The sequence below is a fragment of the Limnohabitans sp. T6-5 genome, from assembly GCF_003063315.1.
Taxonomy (GTDB): Bacteria; Pseudomonadota; Gammaproteobacteria; order Burkholderiales; family Burkholderiaceae_C; genus Limnohabitans_A.
In genome coordinates this window covers 284711-303958 of the sequence record NZ_NERV01000004.1, presented here as the reverse complement: position 1 = coordinate 303958, position 19248 = coordinate 284711, and the positions used below count along the sequence as shown (strand labels likewise).

The following is a 19248-nucleotide window of genomic DNA, read 5'->3' as shown; positions in this document are numbered from 1 at the left end:
ATTGGAAAGTCTTCCCTGTTCAAAAGCCCAAACACAACACTGCGTATGCGCTTTAAAACTGTTTGTTGTCACTGGTCGAACATGACTGGGCATGTTCGAAAATTATTCAGGTATTCATTTGCAATCCATAAATTAATCAAAATTTACATTTTTTTGAAAAATTTGATTTAATAAATGCTTATGCGCGGATTGTTTTGAAATTTAATTTAATTTGTCGATTTAGTCAATTAAAAGATAGGGTATTGATGAATATGTCAATTTCAAACCCCCTTTTGGCGTACCCCTTTTGTATATGCAGACAAAATTGAAACAGTGGAAGGTCATGAGTTCATGGGGTGACATGGTTGACAAACGGGGCCTGCTGCGATGGCCCTCGCAATCGATCTGCTGTGCGACAGCGCATGGCTCAGGCATTTGCAGACGCAGATAATTCGCACATGACTGACAAACTCTCGCTTTATCTGGATCTGATCCGCTGGAGTCGGCCTGCGGGCTGGCTGTTGTTGCTGTGGCCATCCCTGGCGGCTTTGTGGGTGGCTGCGGGGGGCTTTCCGGGTTGGCATCTGATCGCGGTATTCACCTTGGGCACCATCCTCATGCGCAGTGCCGGCTGTTGTGTCAATGATGTGGCTGACCGGGACTTTGATAAGCATGTGAAACGCACCGCCAACCGACCCGTGACGAGTGGTCGTATTGGCTCCCGGGAGGCTTTGTTGGTGGGTGCTGTGCTGGCCCTGTGTGCGTTTGGGCTGGTGCTGACCACCAACGCGGCAGCCATTGCCTGGTCTTTTGCAGCATTGGCTGTGACCCTGGTCTACCCCTATGCCAAACGCTATGTCTCAATGCCGCAGGCGGTGCTGGGGGTGGCGTTCAGTTTTGGCATTCCGATGGCGTTTGCTGCGGTGCAAGGCCAGGTGCCACCCCTGGCCTGGGGCTTGTTGCTGGGTAACCTGTTTTGGGTGTTGGCCTATGACACGGAATACGCCATGGTTGACCGCGACGATGATCTTCAGATTGGGATGAAGACCTCGGCCATCACGCTGGGCGACATGGATGTGCCTGCCATCATGGGCTTTTATGTGGCGTATTTGATACTCTGGGCCTGGCTTTTGAATGGCGCACAGCAAGGCCTGGGGTTTTGGTTGGCTTGGGCTGTTTCAGCAGGCCAAGTGGTTTGGCACTACTTTTTGATTCGCCTGCGCAGCCGAGAAGGCTGTTTCAAGGCCTTCCGGCTGAACCACTGGCTCGGGTTCAGCGTGTTTGTCGGGGTGGTCTTGTCTTACCGTTGAGACGTGTCCAACGTGTTGTCGCTGAAGGTGCAGACCTGCGGAGACCGGCCGATCAGGCCTTGCCGAATTCGTCGCCCAACTCGCGGGCCCGCACTTCGGCGGCTTGCATGGCTTTCACAAATGAGGCTTTGACACCCGAGTCATCCAGCGACGTGATGGCTGCGTAGGTGGTGCCACCTTTGGAGGTGACGCGTTGGCGCAAGACTTCGGGGGCTTCCGTGGACGCCGCAGCCAAAGAGGCTGCGCCCGAAAAAGTGGCCACCGCAAGTTGGTAGGCCTGCTCGGCGCTCAGGCCCATGCCCACACCAGCTTCGGTCATGGCTTCGAGGAAATAAAACACATAGGCCGGTCCGGACCCCGACAAGGCGGTCACGGCGTCCAGATGCGACTCTTGCTGAACCCAGAGGTATTGCCCGGTGGTGCGAATGACTTGTTCCACCAGCGCTTTGTCGGCGGCGGTGACCGAAGGGCAGGGGAAGAGGCCGGTGATGCCTTGGCCCACCAGCGCGGGGGTGTTGGGCATGCAGCGCACCACGCGGTCGGTGCCCACCCAGCGGCAGATGCTGTCGGTGCGGATGCCCGCTGCCACAGACAAGTGCAGCGCACCTCGGGTGTGCGGCATGACGGGGGCGGCGGCTTCGCTGAAGACTTGGGGCTTGACCGCCCAGACCACCAGATCGGCCTGAGCCAAAGCCGGGCCTGCGACAGGCAGCGCGGTGATGCCAAAGTCATTGAGCAGTTTGGCTGCGGTCTCGGCAAACGGTTCGACCACGGTGATTTGCTCAGGCTTCATGCCCTGGCGGATCAGGCCGCCGATGATGGCGCTGGCCATGTTGCCGCCGCCGATGAAGGCGATGTGGGGTGTGGAGTGAGGCATGGGATGTTCAGTCGTGTGCTGTGTGGGACGGGCCAGGCGCTTGACGCCCGGCCCGGGTCTGAGGAATCTGAATTGTCGCTGCTTACGCGAGGGGTCTGAAGACGGTGGATCTGATCATGGAAGGTCAGCGGGCGGTGGCCTGGCGCACGGCACGCTCCCACCTGTCCATGCGTTCTTGTGCCTGATCTGTGGGCAAGGTGGGGTAAAAGGTGCGATCGGCGCGCCATTGCTGGCTCAACTCATCCAGGCCACTGTAGACGCCGGCATGCAGACCTGCCAAATAGGCTGCTCCCAAAGCGGTGGTTTCTGTCACGGCGGGGCGCACGACGGGAATGCCCAGCAAGTCCGCCTGGATTTGCATCAAGAGGTCGTTGACGCAGGCGCCGCCGTCCACGCGCAACTCGGTCACCGCAACGCCGCCGCCGGACACGGCGTCCCGGTTCATGCTGTGCAGCAAGGCGGCGCTTTGGAAGGCGATGCTCTCCAACGCAGCTCGGGCGATGTGGGCGACGGTGGAACCCCGGGTCAATCCCACAATGGCACCACGCGCTTCGGCGTCCCAATAGGGCGCCCCCAGGCCGGTGAATGCGGGGACAAACATGACGCCACCCGAATCGGGCACGCTGTGTGCCAGCCCTTCCACCTCACCGCTGGTGGAGATGGCCCGCAGGCCATCGCGCAGCCATTGCACCACGGCACCGCCGATGAAGACGCTGCCTTCCAGCGCGTATTGCGGGGTGCTGGTGGCCTGTGCGGCCGAGGTGGTGATCAGTCCATTTTGGCTGTGCTGAAAGTTGGCCCCGGTGTGCATCAGCATGAAGCAGCCGGTGCCATAAGTGTTTTTGGCCATGCCCGGGGTGAAGCAAGCTTGGCCGAACAAGGCGCTTTGCTGGTCACCGGCCACGCCACCGATGGGCAGCGAGGTGCCCAGCAGCGCCGCAGAGGTGTCCCCAAAATGGGCGCTGGACGGCAAGACCGTGGGCATGAGCGCGGCGGGGATGTTCAACAGGCCCAGCAACTCGGCATCCCAGGTGTTGGTGTGGATGTTGAGCAGCATGGTGCGGGCGGCATTGCTCACATCGGTCACATGTGATCGGCCATCGGTGAGTTTCCAGATCAGCCAGCTGTCGACGGTGCCGAAGGCCAATTCACCTTGCTCGGCCAAGGCCCGGGCGCCTGTTACATGGTCCAGGATCCATTGAAGTTTGGTGCCCGAAAAATAGGCGTCTATGCGCAGCCCTGTTTTGCTCCGAACCGTGTCTTCGTGGCCTTGGGAGCGCAAGGCGGCGCAGGTGGGTTCGGCTCGGCGGTCCTGCCAGACGATGGCGTTGTAAATCGGTTCGCCCGTGCGGCGGTTCCAGACCACCGTGGTTTCGCGTTGGTTGGTGATGCCGATGGCGGCCATGTCGCTGGCCTGGAGCTGCGCTTTGGCCAGCACCTCGTGCACAGTGGCCAATTGGGATGTCCAGATTTCCAGCGGGTCGTGTTCCACCCAGCCTGGCTGGGGATAGATTTGCCGGAACTCGCGCTGGGCCATGGCGACCACTTGGCCTGCCTGGTCAAACACGATGCTTCTGGAGCTGGAGGTGCCCTGGTCCAGGGCGAGTATGTAGCGCATGAGAAATCCTCAGAATGTCATTTAGGGTCGGCCACAACGCATTCCACGTTGGCTTTTGTCATCAGGTCTGAAAACGTGCCAGGCGGGGGTTCGTCAGTGAAAAGCACATCGATGTCTGTCAAATGGCCCAGCTCGACCATGGCGGGGCGGTTGAATTTGCTGTGGTCGGCGGCCAGCCAGACTTCTCTGGCATGTTCAATGATGGTGCGGGCGACCTTGACTTCCCGGTAGTCATAGTCGCGCAACGTGCCGTCAGATTCGATCCCGCTGATGCCAATCAGGCCCATGTCGACCTTGAATTGGCGGATGAAGTCCACCGTGGCTTCGCCCACGATGCCTTGGTCACTGCCGCGTACTTGGCCGCCAGCTACGATGACTTCGCAGTCCCTGTGGGTGCTCATCAAGGCGGCGATGTGCAGGTTGTTGGTGATGACGCGCAAACCTCTGTGGCTGTGCAGTTCATGGGCCACGGCTTCAATGGTGGTGCCGATGTTCATGATCAGTGAACAGCCGTGAGGAATGCGTTGGGCAATGGCCCGGGCGATCCGCAACTTGCCTTCGCTTTGCATGGCTTGGCGTTGGCGGTAGGCAATGTTTTCCGTGGTCGAGCCGGGCAGGCGCACGCCGCCATGAAAGCGCGTGAGCAAGCCTGTTTCAGACAGACGTTGCACATCGCGGCGCACGGTTTGCAAGGTCACGCCAAAACGTTCGGCCAGCGCCTCAATGGAGATGGGACCTTGGGTGCGGACGGCGTCGATGAGTGCTGTTTGTCGGGGGTTCAAGTCCATGGTGATCAGTGTGTGGTTGCCGTATTCGAACATAAACGAAAATAAATTTAGCCCCACGTAGGGTAAACACCGGTTAAAAAGGCGCGCAAACGAACCATAAAATCGGTGAAGCGAAAATTTTGGAACTTTTATGAACTTGAATTATCAACGCGGAGATCCACCATGCAATTGATCCTGGAAGGGGTGGGCAAGTCTGTTTCAGGGCAAGTCCATCTGTATCCACAGCATCTCGCTCTGCATCCGGGTCAAGTGACGGTGCTGCTGGGGGCGACTCAAGCGGGCAAGACCAGTCTGATGCGCATCATGGCGGGTCTGGATACCCCTTCGCAAGGTCGTGTGTTGGTGGACGGACAAGACGTCACCGGTGTGCCGGTGCGTCATCGCCAGGTGGCCATGGTGTATCAGCAGTTCATCAACTACCCATCCATGACGGTGTTTGACAACATCGCCTCACCCTTGAAATTGAGTGGTCAGGCCGATGTGGCCGAGCGGGTTCGGGCGTTGGCATCCAAGCTGCATATCGACATGTTTCTGGACCGTTTGCCCGCTGAGCTTTCGGGCGGGCAGCAACAACGCGTGGCCTTGGCGCGTGCCTTGGCCAAAAATGCGCCCTTGATGTTGCTGGACGAGCCGCTGGTGAACCTGGATTACAAATTGCGCGAAGAGCTGCGCGAAGAACTGACACAGCTGTTTGCCAGTGGCGATTCGACGGTGGTGTACGCCACCACAGAGCCTGCTGAAGCCTTGTTGCTTGGGGGCTACACCGCCGTGCTTGATCGGGGGCGCATGCTGCAATATGGCCCGACGGCGGAGGTGTTCCACCAACCCGCATCGATCCAGGTGGCCTGTGCTTTCAGTGATCCACCGATGAACCTCTTGCAGGCTCAGACCTGCGAAACAGGGGTGTTGCTGTCGGGCGGGTTGGGCTTGTCTTTGGCCTTGCCCTTGCCTGCAACTGCGCCGAGAGATGTGGTTTTGGGCGCGCGTGCCAGTGCCTTGCGTGTGCAAGGTCAGCCTGGTGATCTGAAATTGCCAGGCGTGGTTGAGTTGGCAGAAATTTCAGGCTCGGACACCTTTGTGCACGCCCAGACCCCGGTGGGCAATCTGGTGGCGCAACTCACGGGGGTGCATGACTTCAAGCTGGGGGCTGCCATCAGTTTGTATTTGCAGCCGTCGCAGGTGTTTGTGTTTGATGCCGCAGGACCTTTGTTGATGGCGCCTGCGCGCACCGGGAGGATCGGCTGATGGCTCAGATTGAATTGGACTTGGCGCATGCCTACAAGCCGAATCCGCAGGTGGAGACGGATTACGCCTTGCTGCCCTTGAAGATGACGTTCCGTGATGGTGGGGCCTATGCCTTGCTGGGGCCTTCTGGCTGTGGCAAGACCACCATGCTCAACATCATGTCGGGTCTGGTGGTGCCTTCGCAAGGCTCGGTGAAGTTTGGTGGGCGCGATGTCACGCGCAGCAGCCCCCAGGAGCGCAACATCGCCCAGGTGTTCCAGTTTCCGGTGATTTACGACACGATGACGGTGGCACAGAATCTGGCGTTTCCGCTCAAGAATCGCCATGTGCCTGCTGATCAAATTCAGCAGCGTGTGGGCCAAATTGCCGAGATGCTGGACATGAGCCACCAGTTGGACATGCGCGCGGCGGGTCTGTCGGCTGACCAGAAACAAAAAATCTCTTTGGGTCGGGGTTTGGTGCGCTCGGATGTGTCTGCGGTGTTGTTTGATGAGCCGCTGACGGTGATTGACCCGCACCTGAAATGGCAGCTTCGGCGCAAGCTCAAGCAGATTCACCACGAACTCAAGCTCACGCTGATTTATGTCACGCACGACCAGGTAGAGGCTTTGACTTTTGCCGATGAGGTGATGGTCATGACGCGGGGCAAGGCCGTGCAAGTGGGGTCTGCCGAAGCCTTGTTCGAGCGTCCTGCACACACCTTTGTGGGGCATTTCATTGGCTCTCCGGGAATGAACTTTTTGCCCGTTCAATCCGCCGGTGGTGCACTGACCGTGCAGGCGCAGCGTTTGCAGGTTCCGCCGGGTTTGGTGGTTCCAGAGGGTGATCTGAAGTTGGGCATTCGTCCCGAATACCTGGCCATCTCGGAGGTGGCAGAGCCGGGTACTCTGGGCGCCAGGGTGCGCCAGGTGCAAGACATCGGTACTTACCAAATGGTCACCTGCGAGGCGGGTGGTGTGGCGGTGAAGCTTCGATTGGCTCCGCAGACGCAGGCCCCGCAGGTGGGTGCTGAGGTGTTCTTGCGTGTTTTGGGGCAGCACACCTGTTTTTATCGGAATGAGGAGCTGGTGGCATGAACATGACTGAAAAACCCGTCAATCAAAAAGCCTGGTGGTTGGTGTTGCCGGTCTTGGTGTGTGTGGCGTTTTCAGCCATCTTGCCCCTGATGACGGTGGTCAACTATTCGGTGCAAGACATCATTTCGCCTGAACGCCGTGTGTTTGTAGGCACCGAGTGGTTTGCTGCCGTGATGCGCGATGAAGAGTTGCACAGCGCCCTTTGGCGGCAGTTGCAGTTTTCATTGGCCGTTCTGGCCGTGGAGATTCCTTTGGGCATTGCGCTGGCCTTGTCCATGCCGGCCCAGGGCTGGAAATCTTCGGCCGTGCTGGTGCTGGTGGCCTTGTCGCTGCTGATTCCCTGGAACGTGGTGGGCACCATCTGGCAAATTTATGGCCGCGCTGATATCGGGCTGTTGGGTCACACCTTGCAGGCCTTGGGCTTTGACTACAGCTACACAGGCAGTCCAACCCATGCCTGGGTCACGGTGCTGATCATGGATGTGTGGCACTGGACGCCGCTGGTGGCTTTGTTGGCCTTTGCCGGTTTGCGCAGCATTCCAGATGCCTACTACCAGGCGGCTCGCATTGATGGTGCCAGCAAGTTTGCGGTGTTCCGTTACATCCAACTGCCCAAAATGCGTGATGTGCTGATGATCGCGGTGCTGCTGCGCTTCATGGACAGCTTCATGATTTACACCGAGCCTTTCGTGCTGACCGGTGGTGGCCCAGGAACAGCGACCACGTTCTTGTCGCAGTACCTGACGCAAAAGGCCGTGGGACAGTTTGATCTGGGGCCCGCAGCAGCCTTTTCCTTGATTTATTTCCTCATCATCTTGCTGTTGTGCTTTGTCCTCTACAACTGGATGCAAAGCCTGGGCGCAGCCAACAAGGAGTACGCTCATGCATGACCAGCGTTTTCACAAGCGGTCGATTTTTTTGGTCGCCTACATCGTCTTTGCCTTGCTGCCCATCTACTGGATGGTCAACATGAGCTTTAAAACGAATGAGGAAATTCTGTCGAGTTTTTCCTTGTGGCCGCAGCACTTCACCTGGGGCAACTACATGACGATCTTTACCGATCCGTCCTGGTATTCGGGTTACATCAACAGCTTGATCTATGTGGCCATCAATACGGTGATTTCGGTGTCGGTGGCCTTGCCGGCGGCTTATGCATTCTCGCGTTACCGTTTTCTGGGTGACAAGCACATTTTCTTTTGGTTGTTGACCAACCGCATGACGCCGCCTGCCGTGTTTTTGCTGCCCTTCTTTCAGCTCTACACCACGCTGGGCCTGATGGACACGCACATTGCTGTGGCCATGGCGCACTTGTTGTTCAACGTACCTCTGGCGGTGTGGATTTTGGAAGGTTTCATGAGCGGTATTCCACGCGAAATTGACGAAACGGCCTACATCGACGGCTACAGTTTTCCGCGCTTTTTCGTGATGATTTTCTTGCCGCTCATCAAGGCCGGGGTGGGCGTGGCGGCATTCTTTTGCTTCATGTTTTCGTGGGTGGAGTTGCTCTTGGCGCGCACCTTGACCAGCGTGAATGCCAAGCCGATCGTGGCCACCATGACACGCACCGTGAGTGCCTCGGGCATGGATTGGGCCACGCTGGCCGCCGCAGGTGTGCTGACCATCGTTCCGGGGGCCATCGTGATCTGGTTTGTCCGGCATTACATCGCCAAAGGCTTTGCCATGGGAAGGGTTTGACATGTTTGACTGGATGGTATGGACCACCCCTGTGGCCGTTTTCTTTTCATGTATCGGATTGATGTTGGTGGGCATGACGGTGTGGGAAATCAAGTCCCCTACAACCATGCGAAAAGGCTTTTTACCGATGGCCACCACACGTGGCGACCGCCTGTTCATTGGGTTGCTGGGTGCTGCTTACATCAATCTGGCATTTGTGGGGATTGCTGGGTGGCTGACTGAGCGTTTGTCGCTGAATGGGGAGCCCAGTGTCTGGCTCAGCCTGGGGCTGTCCATCGTCTGGATGTTGGGCGTCATGCGCAAGGGCTGATCTTTTTTCCAAATTTGTGGCCCGGAGTTTCCCCGGGGGCCGCAGTAATTTGTGTCTGTAGCCGGGGAATTCACACCATTGAGGAGACATCATGAAATTGCGCTATTCCATTTTGGCCGTTTCGGCGGCCCTGGCTTTGGGCTCGAATGTGGCCTGGTCCGACGAGGCCGCGGCCAAACGTTGGGTGGACACCGAATTCCAGCCATCGACGCTGAATAAAGACCAGCAGCTGGCGGAGATGAAATGGTTCATCGACGCGGCCAAGAAGCTTCAGGCCAAGGGCGTGAAGGAAATCTCGGTGGTGTCAGAGACCATCACCACTCACGAATACGAGTCCAAGACGCTGGCCAAGGCCTTCAGCGAGATCACGGGCATCAAGGTCAAGCACGACCTGATTCAAGAGGGTGATGTGGTTGAAAAGCTGCAAACCTCGATGCAGTCCGGCAAGTCGATTTATGACGGCTGGATCTCTGACTCCGACTTGATTGGTACGCACTACCGTTACGGCAAGATCCTCAACCTGTCTGATTACATGACAGGTGCAGGCAAAGAGTGGACCAATCCCGGTCTGGATCTGAAAGATTTCATCGGCACCAAGTTCACCACTGGCCCCGATGGCAAGCTGTATCAGTTGCCCGACCAGCAATTTGCGAATCTGTACTGGTTCCGTGCCGACTTGTTTGACCGCAAGGATCTCAAAGACAAATTCAAAGCCAAGTTCGGCTATGACTTGGGTGTTCCGCTCAACTGGAGCGCTTATGAGGACATTGCCGAATTTTTCACCAATGACGTGAAAAACATTGACGGCAAGGCGATTTATGGCCACATGGACTACGGCAAGAAAGACCCCTCTTTGGGCTGGCGCTTCACCGATGCCTGGTTGTCCATGGCAGGGACTGCCGACATTGGCGCGCCCAATGGCTTGCCAGTTGACGAGTGGGGTATCCGCGTGGCCGCTGACAAGTGCACGCCGGTGGGGGCTTCTGTCTCCCGGGGTGGTGCGACCAACTCTCCCGCCGCCGTCTATGCACTGACCAAGTATGTGGATTGGATGAAGAAATACGCGCCCAAGGAAGCTTCTGGCATGACCTTTGGTGAAGCCGGTCCTGTGCCCGCTCAAGGGCAAATTGCGCAGCAGATCTTCTGGTACACCGCCTTCACGGCCGACATGACCAAGCCGGGCCTGCCTGTGGTGAATGCAGATGGCACACCCAAGTGGCGCATGGCTCCTGGGCCTAATGGTCCCTATTGGAAGCAAGGCATGCAAAACGGCTACCAGGACGTGGGCAGCTGGACATTCTTCAAGAACCATGATGCCAACCGTGTTGCTGCAGCCTGGCTCTACGCCCAGTTCGTGACCGCCAAAACAGCCAGCTTGAAAAAGACCTTGGTGGGCTTGACGCCGATCCGTGAATCTGACATCCAGAGCAAGGCCATGACCGACATGGCGCCCAAGCTCGGTGGTCTGGTCGAGTTCTACCGCAGCCCGGCCCGTGTGGCTTGGTCACCTACAGGCACCAACGTGCCTGATTACCCCAAGCTCGCTCAGCTGTGGTGGCAGAACGTGGCACAGGCTGTGACGGCAGAGAAGACGCCGCAGCAGGCCATGGACAACTTGGCCGAGCAAATGGACCAGGTGATGGGTCGCCTGGAGCGTGCGGGCATGGAGCATTGCGCGCCCAAGCTCAACAAGAAGGAAGACCCCTCCAAGTGGCTCAGCGACAAGCAGGCACCCTGGAAAAAATTGGCCAATGAAAAGCCAAAGGGTGAAACCATTGCCTATGACCAGTTGCTCAGCGCTTGGAAAAGCGGCCGTGCACGCTGATCGTCGACTGCTTTAAGTCGTCCCCCAACTGCCCTGCGGTTGCTTTGACCGCAGGGCCTTCAATCTCAGAATATGAAACGCGCTGATCTGCTCACCACATTGGGCACGCATCCGACCTATGACCTGGTGGTGGTCGGCGGAGGGGCAACAGGCTTGGGCGTGGCTCTGGATGCTGTATTGCGTGGTTTTTCGGTGCTGCTGTTGGAGTCGCATGACTTTGCGAGTGGCACATCGTCCCGTTCGACCAAATTGCTGCACGGCGGTGTGCGTTACTTGGCACAGGGCAATATCTCCTTGGTACGTGAGGCGCTGGCCGAACGTGCCGCCGTGTTGAAGCTGGCGCCGCATCTGGCGCAGCCTCTGCCGTTTGTGATGCCTTCTTACAAATGGTGGCAGACCCCTTTCTATGGGGTGGGACTGAAGCTTTATGACATGCTGGCGGGTCAAGCAGGTTTGGGGCAGACCGAGTGGCTCAGTGCCGCGGAAACCTTGACTGCATTGCCCGGGCTTAAATCACAGGGGCTCAAGGGCGGCGTCAAATATTGGGACGGTCAATTTGACGATGCCCGTCTGGCCTTGGCATTGGCCCGCACAACTGAGCGTGCGGGGGGGCAGCTCCTCAATTACATGAATGTCGAAGGCGTATCCAGCTTGTCAGAATTTCGGGCAGATGGCGCACGCTTTGAGCTGAGTCTGAGTGACCAGCGGGAGCCCGGAACATATCGTGTGTTCGCCCGGTCTGTGGTCAACGCTGCCGGGGTGTGGGTGGATGCTGTTCGGGAGCAGTCCTTGGCCAGCAGCGGGCAAGTAGCTCCGGGGCGGATTGTTACCGCCAGTCAAGGCGTCCATGTGGTGGTCAGTCGGGAGTTCATGCCGGGTCGTCATGCTTTGTTGGTGCCCAAGACACAAGATGGCCGTGTTTTGTTTGCCGTGCCCTGGATGGGGGCGCTGATTCTTGGGACCACCGACACACCTCGTCAGGATTTGCCCCGTGAGCCAGAAGCGTTTGACGCCGAGCTTGATTTCATTTTGAGTGAGGCAAGCAAGGTGCTTAGTCGCCCCGTCAAACGTGATGACGTTCAAAGTTTGTGGGTCGGATTGCGGCCCTTGGTGGCGTCAAGCCAGGCCACTGAGGGCACCAAGAGTCTGTCGCGCGAGCACACCATCGTGACGGATGCGAACGGGTTGATCACCGTCACCGGCGGTAAGTGGACAACGTACCGCTCCATGGCAGAGGACGTGATGGAGGCTTGTTTTGATTCGGGAGACTTGCCAAGGCGATCCGGTGAGTCCAGTCAGCATCATGTGTTGCTGGGCGCGATTCAGAGCTCAATAGGGATGACTGTGTGTGATGCGCCAGGTTGGCATCTGTATGGCAGTGAAGAGGCCGCCGTGCGTGCTTTACCCGGGGCTGAGCGTTCACTGGGGCTGGGCTTGACGGAGGCCATGGTGCGCTTTGCTGCTCGCCATGAATATGCCTGGACAGTTGAAGACGTGCTGGCCAGACGCTGGCGCGCGTTGTTTGTGGATGCACGTCAAGCCATGTCCATGGCTGAATCGGTTGCCCAGTTATTGACAGAGGAAACGGGGCAGGAGCCCCGGTTCGCGGAGTTCATGGAGTTGTGTCGAAAATATTTTTGAGTGGTGTGTGCTGAACGGACCGCCATTGGATCGGAGTTCACTCGAAAGCAATGAAATTCCGCCATCAAGTGCCTGGCGCACTGTGGATGACATGGAAAAAAATCAGGTGGCTCAATGAAACATATGCCTGATGTTGCGCGATGTCGTGAACAAGCCCATTCCGACTGAATGTTCATCGCAAGGGCTGGCGAGATAAAAAATACCAGTTCACTTGAATATTTGCAGTGACATGAAGAATTTTTTCAAAAGTCGTTGCTCAGTCAAAGTTTTTCTGCCACAATAGAGGGCTTCGCTTTTCAAAAAGCGTAAGTATCTGCCCAATCTGAAGTGCTGCAAGTGGTTTGCAGTGTGAATGACGGGTCCAAGACTGATTCCAGTTTGTTGGCTTTTGGGCTGGCAGGCAAAGGAATACAAGTTGGGAATTAAGAAATGATCCAGACAGAAACTCGGTTGGATGTGGCCGACAACACCGGCGCAAAGTCCGTGCTGTGCATTAAGGTGCTCGGCGGGTCCAAGCGTCGCTATGCAAGTGTTGGCGACATCATCAAAGTGAGCATTAAAGAAGCTGCGCCACGTGGCCGCGTCAAAAAAGGCGAGGTTTACAGTGCTGTGGTGGTTCGCACCGCCAAGGGCATTCGCCGTGGCGATGGCTCGCTCGTCAAGTTCGACGGCAACGCTGCAGTGTTGCTGAATGCAAAGTTGGAGCCCATCGGCACCCGCATCTTCGGCCCCGTTACGCGTGAACTGCGTACCGAGAAGTTCATGAAGATCGTGTCCCTGGCTCCTGAAGTACTGTAAGGACGCGCCATGAACAAGATTCGCAAAGGCGACGAGATCATCGTCATCACAGGTCGTGACAAAGGCAAGCGCGGCACAGTGTCGTTGCGTGCCAGTGATTCGCACGTTGTGATTGAAGGTGTGAACCTCGTTAAAAAGCACGCCAAGCCAAACCCCATGAAGGGCACGACTGGCGGCATCATCGAAAAGGCCATGCCGATTCACCAATCCAATGTGGCGATTTTCAATGCCGCAACTGGCAAGGCTGATCGTGTGGGCATCAAGCTGCAAGCTGACGGCAAACGCGTTCGCGTTTACAAGTCCAGCGGCGAAGAAATCAAGGTGGCATGAGCATGGCACGTTTGCAACAACTCTTCCGCGAAAAAATCGCTGCTGAACTGACTGCCAAGTTTGGCTACAAGTCGCCCATGCAGGTTCCTCGCATCACCAAGATCACCTTGAACATGGGTGTGTCTGAAGCGGTCGCTGACAAGAAAGTCATGGACCATGCTGTGGGTGACTTGACCAAGATCGCTGGCCAAAAGCCTGTCGTGACAAAGGCCAAGAAAGCCATTGCAGGTTTCAAGATCCGTGAGCAACAGCCTATCGGTTGCATGGTGACTCTGCGCGGCGTTCAGATGTATGAATTCCTGGACCGTTTCGTGACCGTGGCATTGCCCCGCGTTCGTGACTTCCGTGGTATTTCTGGTCGCGCGTTCGATGGTCGTGGTAACTACAACATCGGCGTCAAAGAGCAGATCATTTTCCCTGAGATTGAGTATGACAAGGTTGATGCCTTGCGTGGTCTCAACATCAGTATCACCACAACAGCCAAGTCTGATGAAGAGTGCAAAGCTCTTCTGGCGGCTTTCCGCTTCCCCTTCAAGAACTGAGGTGTCACGTGGCTAAAGTAGCTTTGATCGAGCGCGAGCTCAAGCGTGAAAAATTGGCAGCCAAGTACGCGAAAAAATACGCGGAATTGAAAGCCATCGCCAACGATGCCAAGCGCACCGATGAAGAGCGTGCAGTTGCCCGTCTGGGTCTGCAAAAGCTCCCGCGCAACGCCAACCCGACCCGCCAACGCAACCGCTGTGAAATCACCGGTCGCCCACGCGGTACGTTCCGTCAATTTGGTCTGGGCCGCGCCAAGATCCGTGAACTTGCCTTTGCAGGCAACATTCCGGGCGTGACCAAGGCCAGCTGGTAATCGGCAGGAGATAACAACATGAGCATGAGTGATCCTATTGCCGATCTGTTGACCCGCATCCGTAATGCACAAATGGTTTCCAAAGCCATCGTGTTGGTGCCATCTTCCAAAGTGAAGGTCGCCATCGCGCAAGTGCTGAAAGATGAAGGCTACATTGATGGCTTCCAAGTCAAAACCGAAGACGGCAAGTCCGTACTCGAAATCGCCCTGAAGTACTACGCTGGCCGTCCGGTCATCGAGCGTATTGAGCGCGTGAGCCGTCCTGGCTTGCGTGTGTACAAAGGCCGTGATGCTATTCCTCAAGTCCAAAACGGCTTGGGCGTGGCCATCGTCACCACACCCCAAGGCGTGATGACCGATCGCAAAGCACGTGCAGCCGGTGTCGGCGGCGAAGTGCTGTGCTACGTCGCATAAAGGGAGAAAAAGAATGTCCCGCGTAGGAAAAATGCCTGTGACCATCCCCGCTGGTGTGGATGTATCGATCAAACAAGATCAAATCAGTGTGAAGGGCGCTGGTGGCCAATTGGCCATCGCATCCAACATGCTGGTGAATGTGAGCAACGAAGGCGGCAAGCTGAGCTTCGCTCCTGCCAATGATTCACGTGAAGCCAATGCCATGAGCGGCACCTTGCGTCAGCTGGTGAACAACATGGTGACTGGCGTGACCAAAGGCTTCGAAAAGAAGTTGAACCTGGTTGGCGTGGGTTACAAGGCGGCTGCCTCTGGCGCCAAATTGAACCTGGCTGTTGGTTATTCACACCCTGTCAACATCGATATGCCTGCTGGCATCACGGTGGCCACCCCAACCGCGACTGAAATCGTGATCAAGGGTGCTGACCGTCAACGTGTTGGCCAAATTGCTGCTGAGATCCGTGCTGTTCGTCCTCCTGAGCCTTACAAAGGCAAAGGCATCCGTTATTCGGATGAGAAGATCACGATCAAAGAGACCAAGAAGAAATAAGGAGCTGCATCATGTTGACCAAGAAAGAGCAGCGTCTGCGTCGTGCACGTCAAACACGCATCCGCATTGCACAGCAAGGCGTGGCCCGTTTGACCGTGAACCGCACCAACTTGCACATTTACGCCAGCGTTATTTCTGGCTGCGGTACGAAAGTGTTGGCCAGCGCCTCCACAGCCGAAGCAGAAGTGCGCACGGCCCTGGGTGCTACAGGCAAAGGTGGCAATGCCGCTGCAGCCGCCGTCATTGGCAAGCGTATTGCTGAAAAAGCAAAAGCTGCTGGCGTTGAGAAGGTCGCCTTCGACCGTGCAGGTTTTGCTTACCACGGTCGTGTCAAGGCTTTGGCCGAAGCAGCCCGTGAAGCAGGTCTGCAGTTCTAAACGGATCGGAGATACAAATGGCTAAATTTACAGCAAAACCGCAAAGCGACGGTCCAGAAGACGGTCTTCGCGAAAAGATGATCGCGGTCAACCGCGTGACCAAGGTGGTCAAGGGTGGCCGTATCCTGGGTTTCGCAGCGTTGACTGTGGTCGGTGATGGCGACGGCAAAGTCGGCATGGGCAAAGGCAAGTCGAAAGAAGTGCCTGCAGCCGTGCAAAAAGCAATGGAAGAAGCCCGTCGCAATCTGGCTAAAGTCCACCTCAAAAATGGCACCATTCACCATGCAGTGAACGGTCACCACGGCGCTGCCCGCGTCATGATGGCTCCAGCCCCAAAGGGTACCGGCATCATTGCTGGTGGTCCTATGCGCGCTGTGTTCGAAGTGGTGGGTATCACCGACATCGTGGCCAAGAGCCATGGTTCGTCCAACCCTTACAACATGGTTCGTGCCACTTTGGACGCCCTTGCTAACTGCACAACAGCCTCTAACGTGGCTGCCAAGCGTGGCAAGTCGGTCGAAGAGTTGTTCGCCTGAACTGGAGACCGAACATGTCTAACCAAGCTACCGTGAAAGTCCAATTGGTGCGTAGCCCAATTGGCACCAAAGTCTCGCACCGCGCCACTGTTCGTGGCCTGGGTCTGCGCAAGCTCAATTCCGTGAGCGAACTGCAAGACACTCCAGCTGTGCGCGGCATGATCAACAAGATCAGCTATCTGGTCAAAGTTCTCTGAGAGACCCGTGATGGAACTCAATAGCATCAAACCCGCAGACGGCGCGAAACACGCAGCTCGTCGCGTTGGCCGTGGTATCGGTTCAGGTCTGGGTAAGACCGCAGGCCGTGGCCACAAAGGTCAAAAATCCCGTTCGGGCGGCTACCACAAAGTGGGCTTTGAAGGCGGTCAAATGCCTTTGCAGCGTCGCCTGCCCAAGCGTGGCTTCAAGTCACACTTGCTGAAGTTCAATGCAGAAATCACTCTGACCACACTGAGCAAGCTCGGTTTGGCTGAAGTTGACTTGCTGACACTGAAGCAAGCTGGCTTGGTGCCTGAGCTGGCCAAAGTGGTCAAAGTGATCAAGTCAGGTGAGCTCGCTACTGCTGTCAAATTGACCGGCATTGGCGCGACTGCAGGTGCCAAAGCAGCCATTGAGGCTGCTGGTGGCTCCTTGGCCTGAATGTTGAAGAGCGAGACTCATCGTGGCAACCAACGCTAATCAAATCGCCAAGACAGGCAAGTTCGGGGACCTGCGTCGCCGGCTGGTTTTCTTGCTGCTTGCGTTGGTCGTCTACCGTGCGGGTGCTCACATTCCAGTTCCCGGCATTGATCCTGCGCAACTCAAGCAGTTGTTCAGTGGTCAGCAAGGCGGCATCCTGAGCTTGTTCAACATGTTCTCAGGCGGCGCTTTGTCGCGATTCACCGTTTTTGCGCTGGGCATCATGCCTTACATCTCTGCATCCATCGTAATGCAGCTGTTGACCTATGTTCTTCCTGCGTTTGAGCAAATGAAGAAAGAGGGCGAGGCAGGTCGTCGCAAGATCACTCAATACACGCGATTTGGTGCATTGGGGCTGGCTGTTTTTCAGTCACTGGGAATTGCCGTGGCTTTGGAAGCGTCTGCTGGATTGGTCATCAATCCCGGTTTTGGCTTTCGAATGACAGCGGTAGTCAGCTTGACTGCTGGCACCATGTTCCTGATGTGGCTCGGTGAACAAATCACTGAGCGCGGATTGGGCAATGGCATCTCCATCTTGATCTTCGCTGGTATCGCTGCAGGTTTGCCCAATGCAATGGGTGGTTTGTTTGAACTGGTTCGTACGGGTGCCATGAATCCGCTGGTGTCCATGTTGATCATTACGGTGGTGGTCCTGGTGACTTACTTCGTAGTGTTTGTCGAACGTGGTCAACGCAAGATTTTGGTGAATTACGCACGTCGTCAAGTCGGCAACAAGGTGTATGGCGGTCAGTCATCACACTTGCCCCTGAAATTGAACATGGCGGGCGTGATTCCTCCCATTTTTGCTTCATCGATCATTTTGTTGCCAGCCACTGTCATCAACTGGTTCAGCTCCGGTGAGTCGAACAGTGCCATCGTGAGTTTCTTCAAGGATGTGGCAAGCACTTTGACACCAGGTCAGCCGATCTATGTCATGTTGTATGCGGCTGCCATTTTTTTCTTTTGCTTTTTCTATACGGCTTTGGTGTTCAACAGCCGTGAAACTGCAGACAATTTGAAGAAGAGTGGTGCATTCATTCCAGGTATTCGTCCGGGTGATCAAACAGCCCGTTACATCGACAAGATCTTGCTACGATTGACCATGGCAGGAGCGGCTTACATCACATTCGTGTGTTTGTTGCCTGAGTTCTTGATTCTGAAATATAATGTTCCGTTTTACTTTGGCGGCACTTCGTTGCTGATCATTGTGGTCGTGACCATGGATTTCATGGCTCAAGTACAAAATTATTTGATGTCTCAACAGTATGAATCGCTTTTAAAGAAGGCGAGTTTCAAGTCTTGACTGAATTGAGAATGAATTTCTGCACCGCTTGCGGGGCAGCCACTTAAACCAGGCCCACAAGTCAGGTCAATGAAAAGTTTTAGGAGAGAACCATGAGAGTTTCTGCTTCGGTGAAAAAAATTTGCCGCAACTGCAAGATCATTCGCCGTAAAGGCGTTGTTCGTGTGATCTGTACTGATCCACGTCACAAGCAGCGTCAAGGCTGATTGAACAAGTTTTAGAGGACGAAAATGGCACGTATCGCTGGCATCAACATTCCGCCACACAAACATGCTGAAATTGGCTTGACCGCCATTTTCGGTATCGGTCGCACCCGCGCTCGCAAAATCTGTGAAGCCTGTGGCATCGCTTATTCCAAAAAGATCAAGGATCTGACGGATGGCGACCTGGAGAAAATTCGCGACGAAATCGCAGCCTTCACCATCGAAGGTGATCTGCGTCGTGAAACCACCATGAACATCAAGCGTTTGATGGACATCGGTTGCTACCGTGGTTTCCGTCATCGTCGCGGTTTGCCCATGCGTGGTCAACGTACTCGTACCAATGCACGTACTCGCAAGGGCCCGCGCAAAGGCGCTGCGGCTCTGAAGAAATAAGCAGAATTGAGAGACCACTATGGCTAAAGCACAATCAAACAGCGCAGCTCAACGAGTTCGCAAAAAAGTCCGCAAGAATATTGCTGATGGCATTGCACACGTTCACGCTTCGTTCAATAACACCATCATTACGATCACCGATCGCCAGGGCAATGCATTGTCTTGGGCTTCTTCGGGTGGCCAAGGTTTCAAGGGTTCGCGTAAATCGACACCTTTTGCAGCTCAGGTTGCTTCTGAAGTGGCTGGTCGTGCAGCACAAGAACAAGGTATCAAGAACCTCGACGTCGAAATCAAGGGCCCAGGCCCTGGTCGCGAGTCTTCCGTTCGTGCCTTGGGTGCATTGGGCATCCGCATCACCTCCATCTCGGACGTGACACCGGTTCCTCATAACGGTTGCCGCCCACAAAAGCGTCGTCGTATCTAATTTCTCTCCAAGCCCACCGCCAGGC

Annotated in this window: 25 protein-coding genes; 22 read left to right on the top strand and 3 right to left on the bottom strand. The window is 56.1% G+C overall.

Annotated features, from left to right (window positions below; translation table 11 throughout):
- Positions 1 to 437: 437 nt before the first annotated feature.
- Entirely contained in the window at positions 438 to 1289 is an 852-nt protein-coding gene (gene ubiA, locus B9Z51_RS16840) for a 4-hydroxybenzoate octaprenyltransferase (RefSeq protein ID WP_108376310.1), read from the top strand.
- A gap of 52 nt (positions 1290 to 1341) precedes the next feature.
- Here the strand turns inward: ubiA and proC are convergent, their stop codons facing one another.
- The 3 genes from proC to B9Z51_RS16825 form a co-directional block, all read right to left on the bottom strand.
- A complete protein-coding gene (gene proC / locus B9Z51_RS16835) occupies positions 1342 to 2166 on the bottom strand; it encodes a pyrroline-5-carboxylate reductase (protein WP_108376309.1) in 825 nt (274 codons plus the stop codon).
- 124 nt (positions 2167 to 2290) lie between these two features.
- Complete coding sequence (gene glpK, locus B9Z51_RS16830) at positions 2291 to 3784, bottom strand: glycerol kinase GlpK (protein ID WP_108376308.1); 1494 nt, start codon at positions 3782 to 3784, stop codon at positions 2291 to 2293.
- A gap of 17 nt (positions 3785 to 3801) precedes the next feature.
- Positions 3802 to 4572 (bottom strand): DeoR/GlpR family DNA-binding transcription regulator, encoded by a 771-nt coding sequence (locus B9Z51_RS16825; protein WP_199227571.1) that lies wholly within the window; start codon positions 4570 to 4572, stop codon positions 3802 to 3804.
- A gap of 162 nt (positions 4573 to 4734) precedes the next feature.
- Here B9Z51_RS16825 and B9Z51_RS16820 point away from each other — a divergent pair, with 162 nt between their 5' ends.
- The 21 genes from B9Z51_RS16820 to rpsK all read left to right on the top strand — a co-directional run bounded on the left by B9Z51_RS16820 (position 4735) and on the right by rpsK (position 19223).
- Positions 4735 to 5817: an ABC transporter ATP-binding protein gene (locus B9Z51_RS16820; RefSeq protein WP_108376307.1), complete on the top strand. Its 1083-nt coding sequence runs from the start codon at positions 4735 to 4737 to the stop codon at positions 5815 to 5817.
- Complete coding sequence (locus B9Z51_RS16815; RefSeq protein ID WP_108376306.1) at positions 5817 to 6893, top strand: ABC transporter ATP-binding protein; 1077 nt, start codon at positions 5817 to 5819, stop codon at positions 6891 to 6893. Before B9Z51_RS16820 ends, B9Z51_RS16815 begins: the two co-directional genes overlap by 1 nt.
- The gene (locus tag B9Z51_RS16810; protein WP_108376305.1) at positions 6890 to 7783 is read left to right on the top strand and encodes a carbohydrate ABC transporter permease; all 894 of its coding nucleotides are present in this window, start codon (positions 6890 to 6892) and stop codon (positions 7781 to 7783) included. Before B9Z51_RS16815 ends, B9Z51_RS16810 begins: the two co-directional genes overlap by 4 nt.
- Positions 7776 to 8588, top strand: a complete 813-nt coding sequence (locus B9Z51_RS16805) for a carbohydrate ABC transporter permease (protein ID WP_108376304.1) — start codon at positions 7776 to 7778, stop codon at positions 8586 to 8588. The genes B9Z51_RS16810 and B9Z51_RS16805 overlap by 8 nt, the downstream gene beginning before the upstream one ends.
- Position 8589: 1 nt before the next feature.
- Positions 8590 to 8898 carry a DUF2160 domain-containing protein gene (locus B9Z51_RS16800; protein WP_108376303.1) on the top strand — a complete coding sequence of 103 codons (309 nt, stop codon included), beginning with the start codon at positions 8590 to 8592 and terminating at the stop codon, positions 8896 to 8898.
- A gap of 91 nt (positions 8899 to 8989) precedes the next feature.
- Positions 8990 to 10723 carry an ABC transporter substrate-binding protein gene (locus B9Z51_RS16795; protein WP_108376302.1) on the top strand — a complete coding sequence of 578 codons (1734 nt, stop codon included), beginning with the start codon at positions 8990 to 8992 and terminating at the stop codon, positions 10721 to 10723.
- Between the two features lie 72 nt (positions 10724 to 10795).
- Complete coding sequence (locus B9Z51_RS16790) at positions 10796 to 12364, top strand: glycerol-3-phosphate dehydrogenase/oxidase (protein WP_108376301.1); 1569 nt, start codon at positions 10796 to 10798, stop codon at positions 12362 to 12364.
- Between the two features lie 429 nt (positions 12365 to 12793).
- Positions 12794 to 13162, top strand: coding sequence for a 50S ribosomal protein L14 (gene rplN, locus B9Z51_RS16785; RefSeq protein ID WP_053172537.1), 369 nt, complete (start codon positions 12794 to 12796; stop codon positions 13160 to 13162).
- Between the two features lie 9 nt (positions 13163 to 13171).
- Positions 13172 to 13492, top strand: coding sequence for a 50S ribosomal protein L24 (gene rplX / locus B9Z51_RS16780; protein WP_108376300.1), 321 nt, complete (start codon positions 13172 to 13174; stop codon positions 13490 to 13492).
- Between the two features lie 2 nt (positions 13493 to 13494).
- Complete coding sequence (gene rplE / locus B9Z51_RS16775; protein ID WP_108376364.1) at positions 13495 to 14034, top strand: 50S ribosomal protein L5; 540 nt, start codon at positions 13495 to 13497, stop codon at positions 14032 to 14034.
- Positions 14035 to 14042: 8 nt separating this feature from the next.
- Positions 14043 to 14348, top strand: a complete 306-nt coding sequence (gene rpsN / locus B9Z51_RS16770; RefSeq protein WP_108376299.1) for a 30S ribosomal protein S14 — start codon at positions 14043 to 14045, stop codon at positions 14346 to 14348.
- 18 nt (positions 14349 to 14366) lie between these two features.
- Entirely contained in the window at positions 14367 to 14762 is a 396-nt protein-coding gene (rpsH, locus tag B9Z51_RS16765) for a 30S ribosomal protein S8 (protein ID WP_019429271.1), read from the top strand.
- A gap of 13 nt (positions 14763 to 14775) precedes the next feature.
- Entirely contained in the window at positions 14776 to 15309 is a 534-nt protein-coding gene (rplF, locus tag B9Z51_RS16760; protein ID WP_108285858.1) for a 50S ribosomal protein L6, read from the top strand.
- A gap of 11 nt (positions 15310 to 15320) precedes the next feature.
- A complete protein-coding gene (gene rplR, locus B9Z51_RS16755; protein ID WP_019429273.1) occupies positions 15321 to 15686 on the top strand; it encodes a 50S ribosomal protein L18 in 366 nt (121 codons plus the stop codon).
- 17 nt (positions 15687 to 15703) lie between these two features.
- Positions 15704 to 16222 (top strand): 30S ribosomal protein S5, encoded by a 519-nt coding sequence (gene rpsE, locus B9Z51_RS16750; protein ID WP_108376298.1) that lies wholly within the window; start codon positions 15704 to 15706, stop codon positions 16220 to 16222.
- Positions 16223 to 16236: 14 nt separating this feature from the next.
- The gene (gene rpmD, locus B9Z51_RS16745) at positions 16237 to 16419 is read left to right on the top strand and encodes a 50S ribosomal protein L30 (RefSeq protein WP_108376297.1); all 183 of its coding nucleotides are present in this window, start codon (positions 16237 to 16239) and stop codon (positions 16417 to 16419) included.
- Between the two features lie 10 nt (positions 16420 to 16429).
- The gene (gene rplO / locus B9Z51_RS16740; RefSeq protein WP_108376296.1) at positions 16430 to 16861 is read left to right on the top strand and encodes a 50S ribosomal protein L15; all 432 of its coding nucleotides are present in this window, start codon (positions 16430 to 16432) and stop codon (positions 16859 to 16861) included.
- Positions 16862 to 16883: 22 nt separating this feature from the next.
- Positions 16884 to 18203, top strand: coding sequence for a preprotein translocase subunit SecY (secY, locus tag B9Z51_RS16735; protein WP_108376295.1), 1320 nt, complete (start codon positions 16884 to 16886; stop codon positions 18201 to 18203).
- 92 nt (positions 18204 to 18295) lie between these two features.
- Complete coding sequence (gene rpmJ, locus B9Z51_RS16730; protein WP_011481465.1) at positions 18296 to 18409, top strand: 50S ribosomal protein L36; 114 nt, start codon at positions 18296 to 18298, stop codon at positions 18407 to 18409.
- A 24-nt stretch (positions 18410 to 18433) separates the two neighbouring features.
- A complete protein-coding gene (gene rpsM / locus B9Z51_RS16725; protein WP_108376294.1) occupies positions 18434 to 18799 on the top strand; it encodes a 30S ribosomal protein S13 in 366 nt (121 codons plus the stop codon).
- Between the two features lie 19 nt (positions 18800 to 18818).
- Positions 18819 to 19223: a 30S ribosomal protein S11 gene (gene rpsK, locus B9Z51_RS16720; RefSeq protein WP_108324097.1), complete on the top strand. Its 405-nt coding sequence runs from the start codon at positions 18819 to 18821 to the stop codon at positions 19221 to 19223.
- The last annotated feature ends 25 nt before the right edge of the window (positions 19224 to 19248 follow it).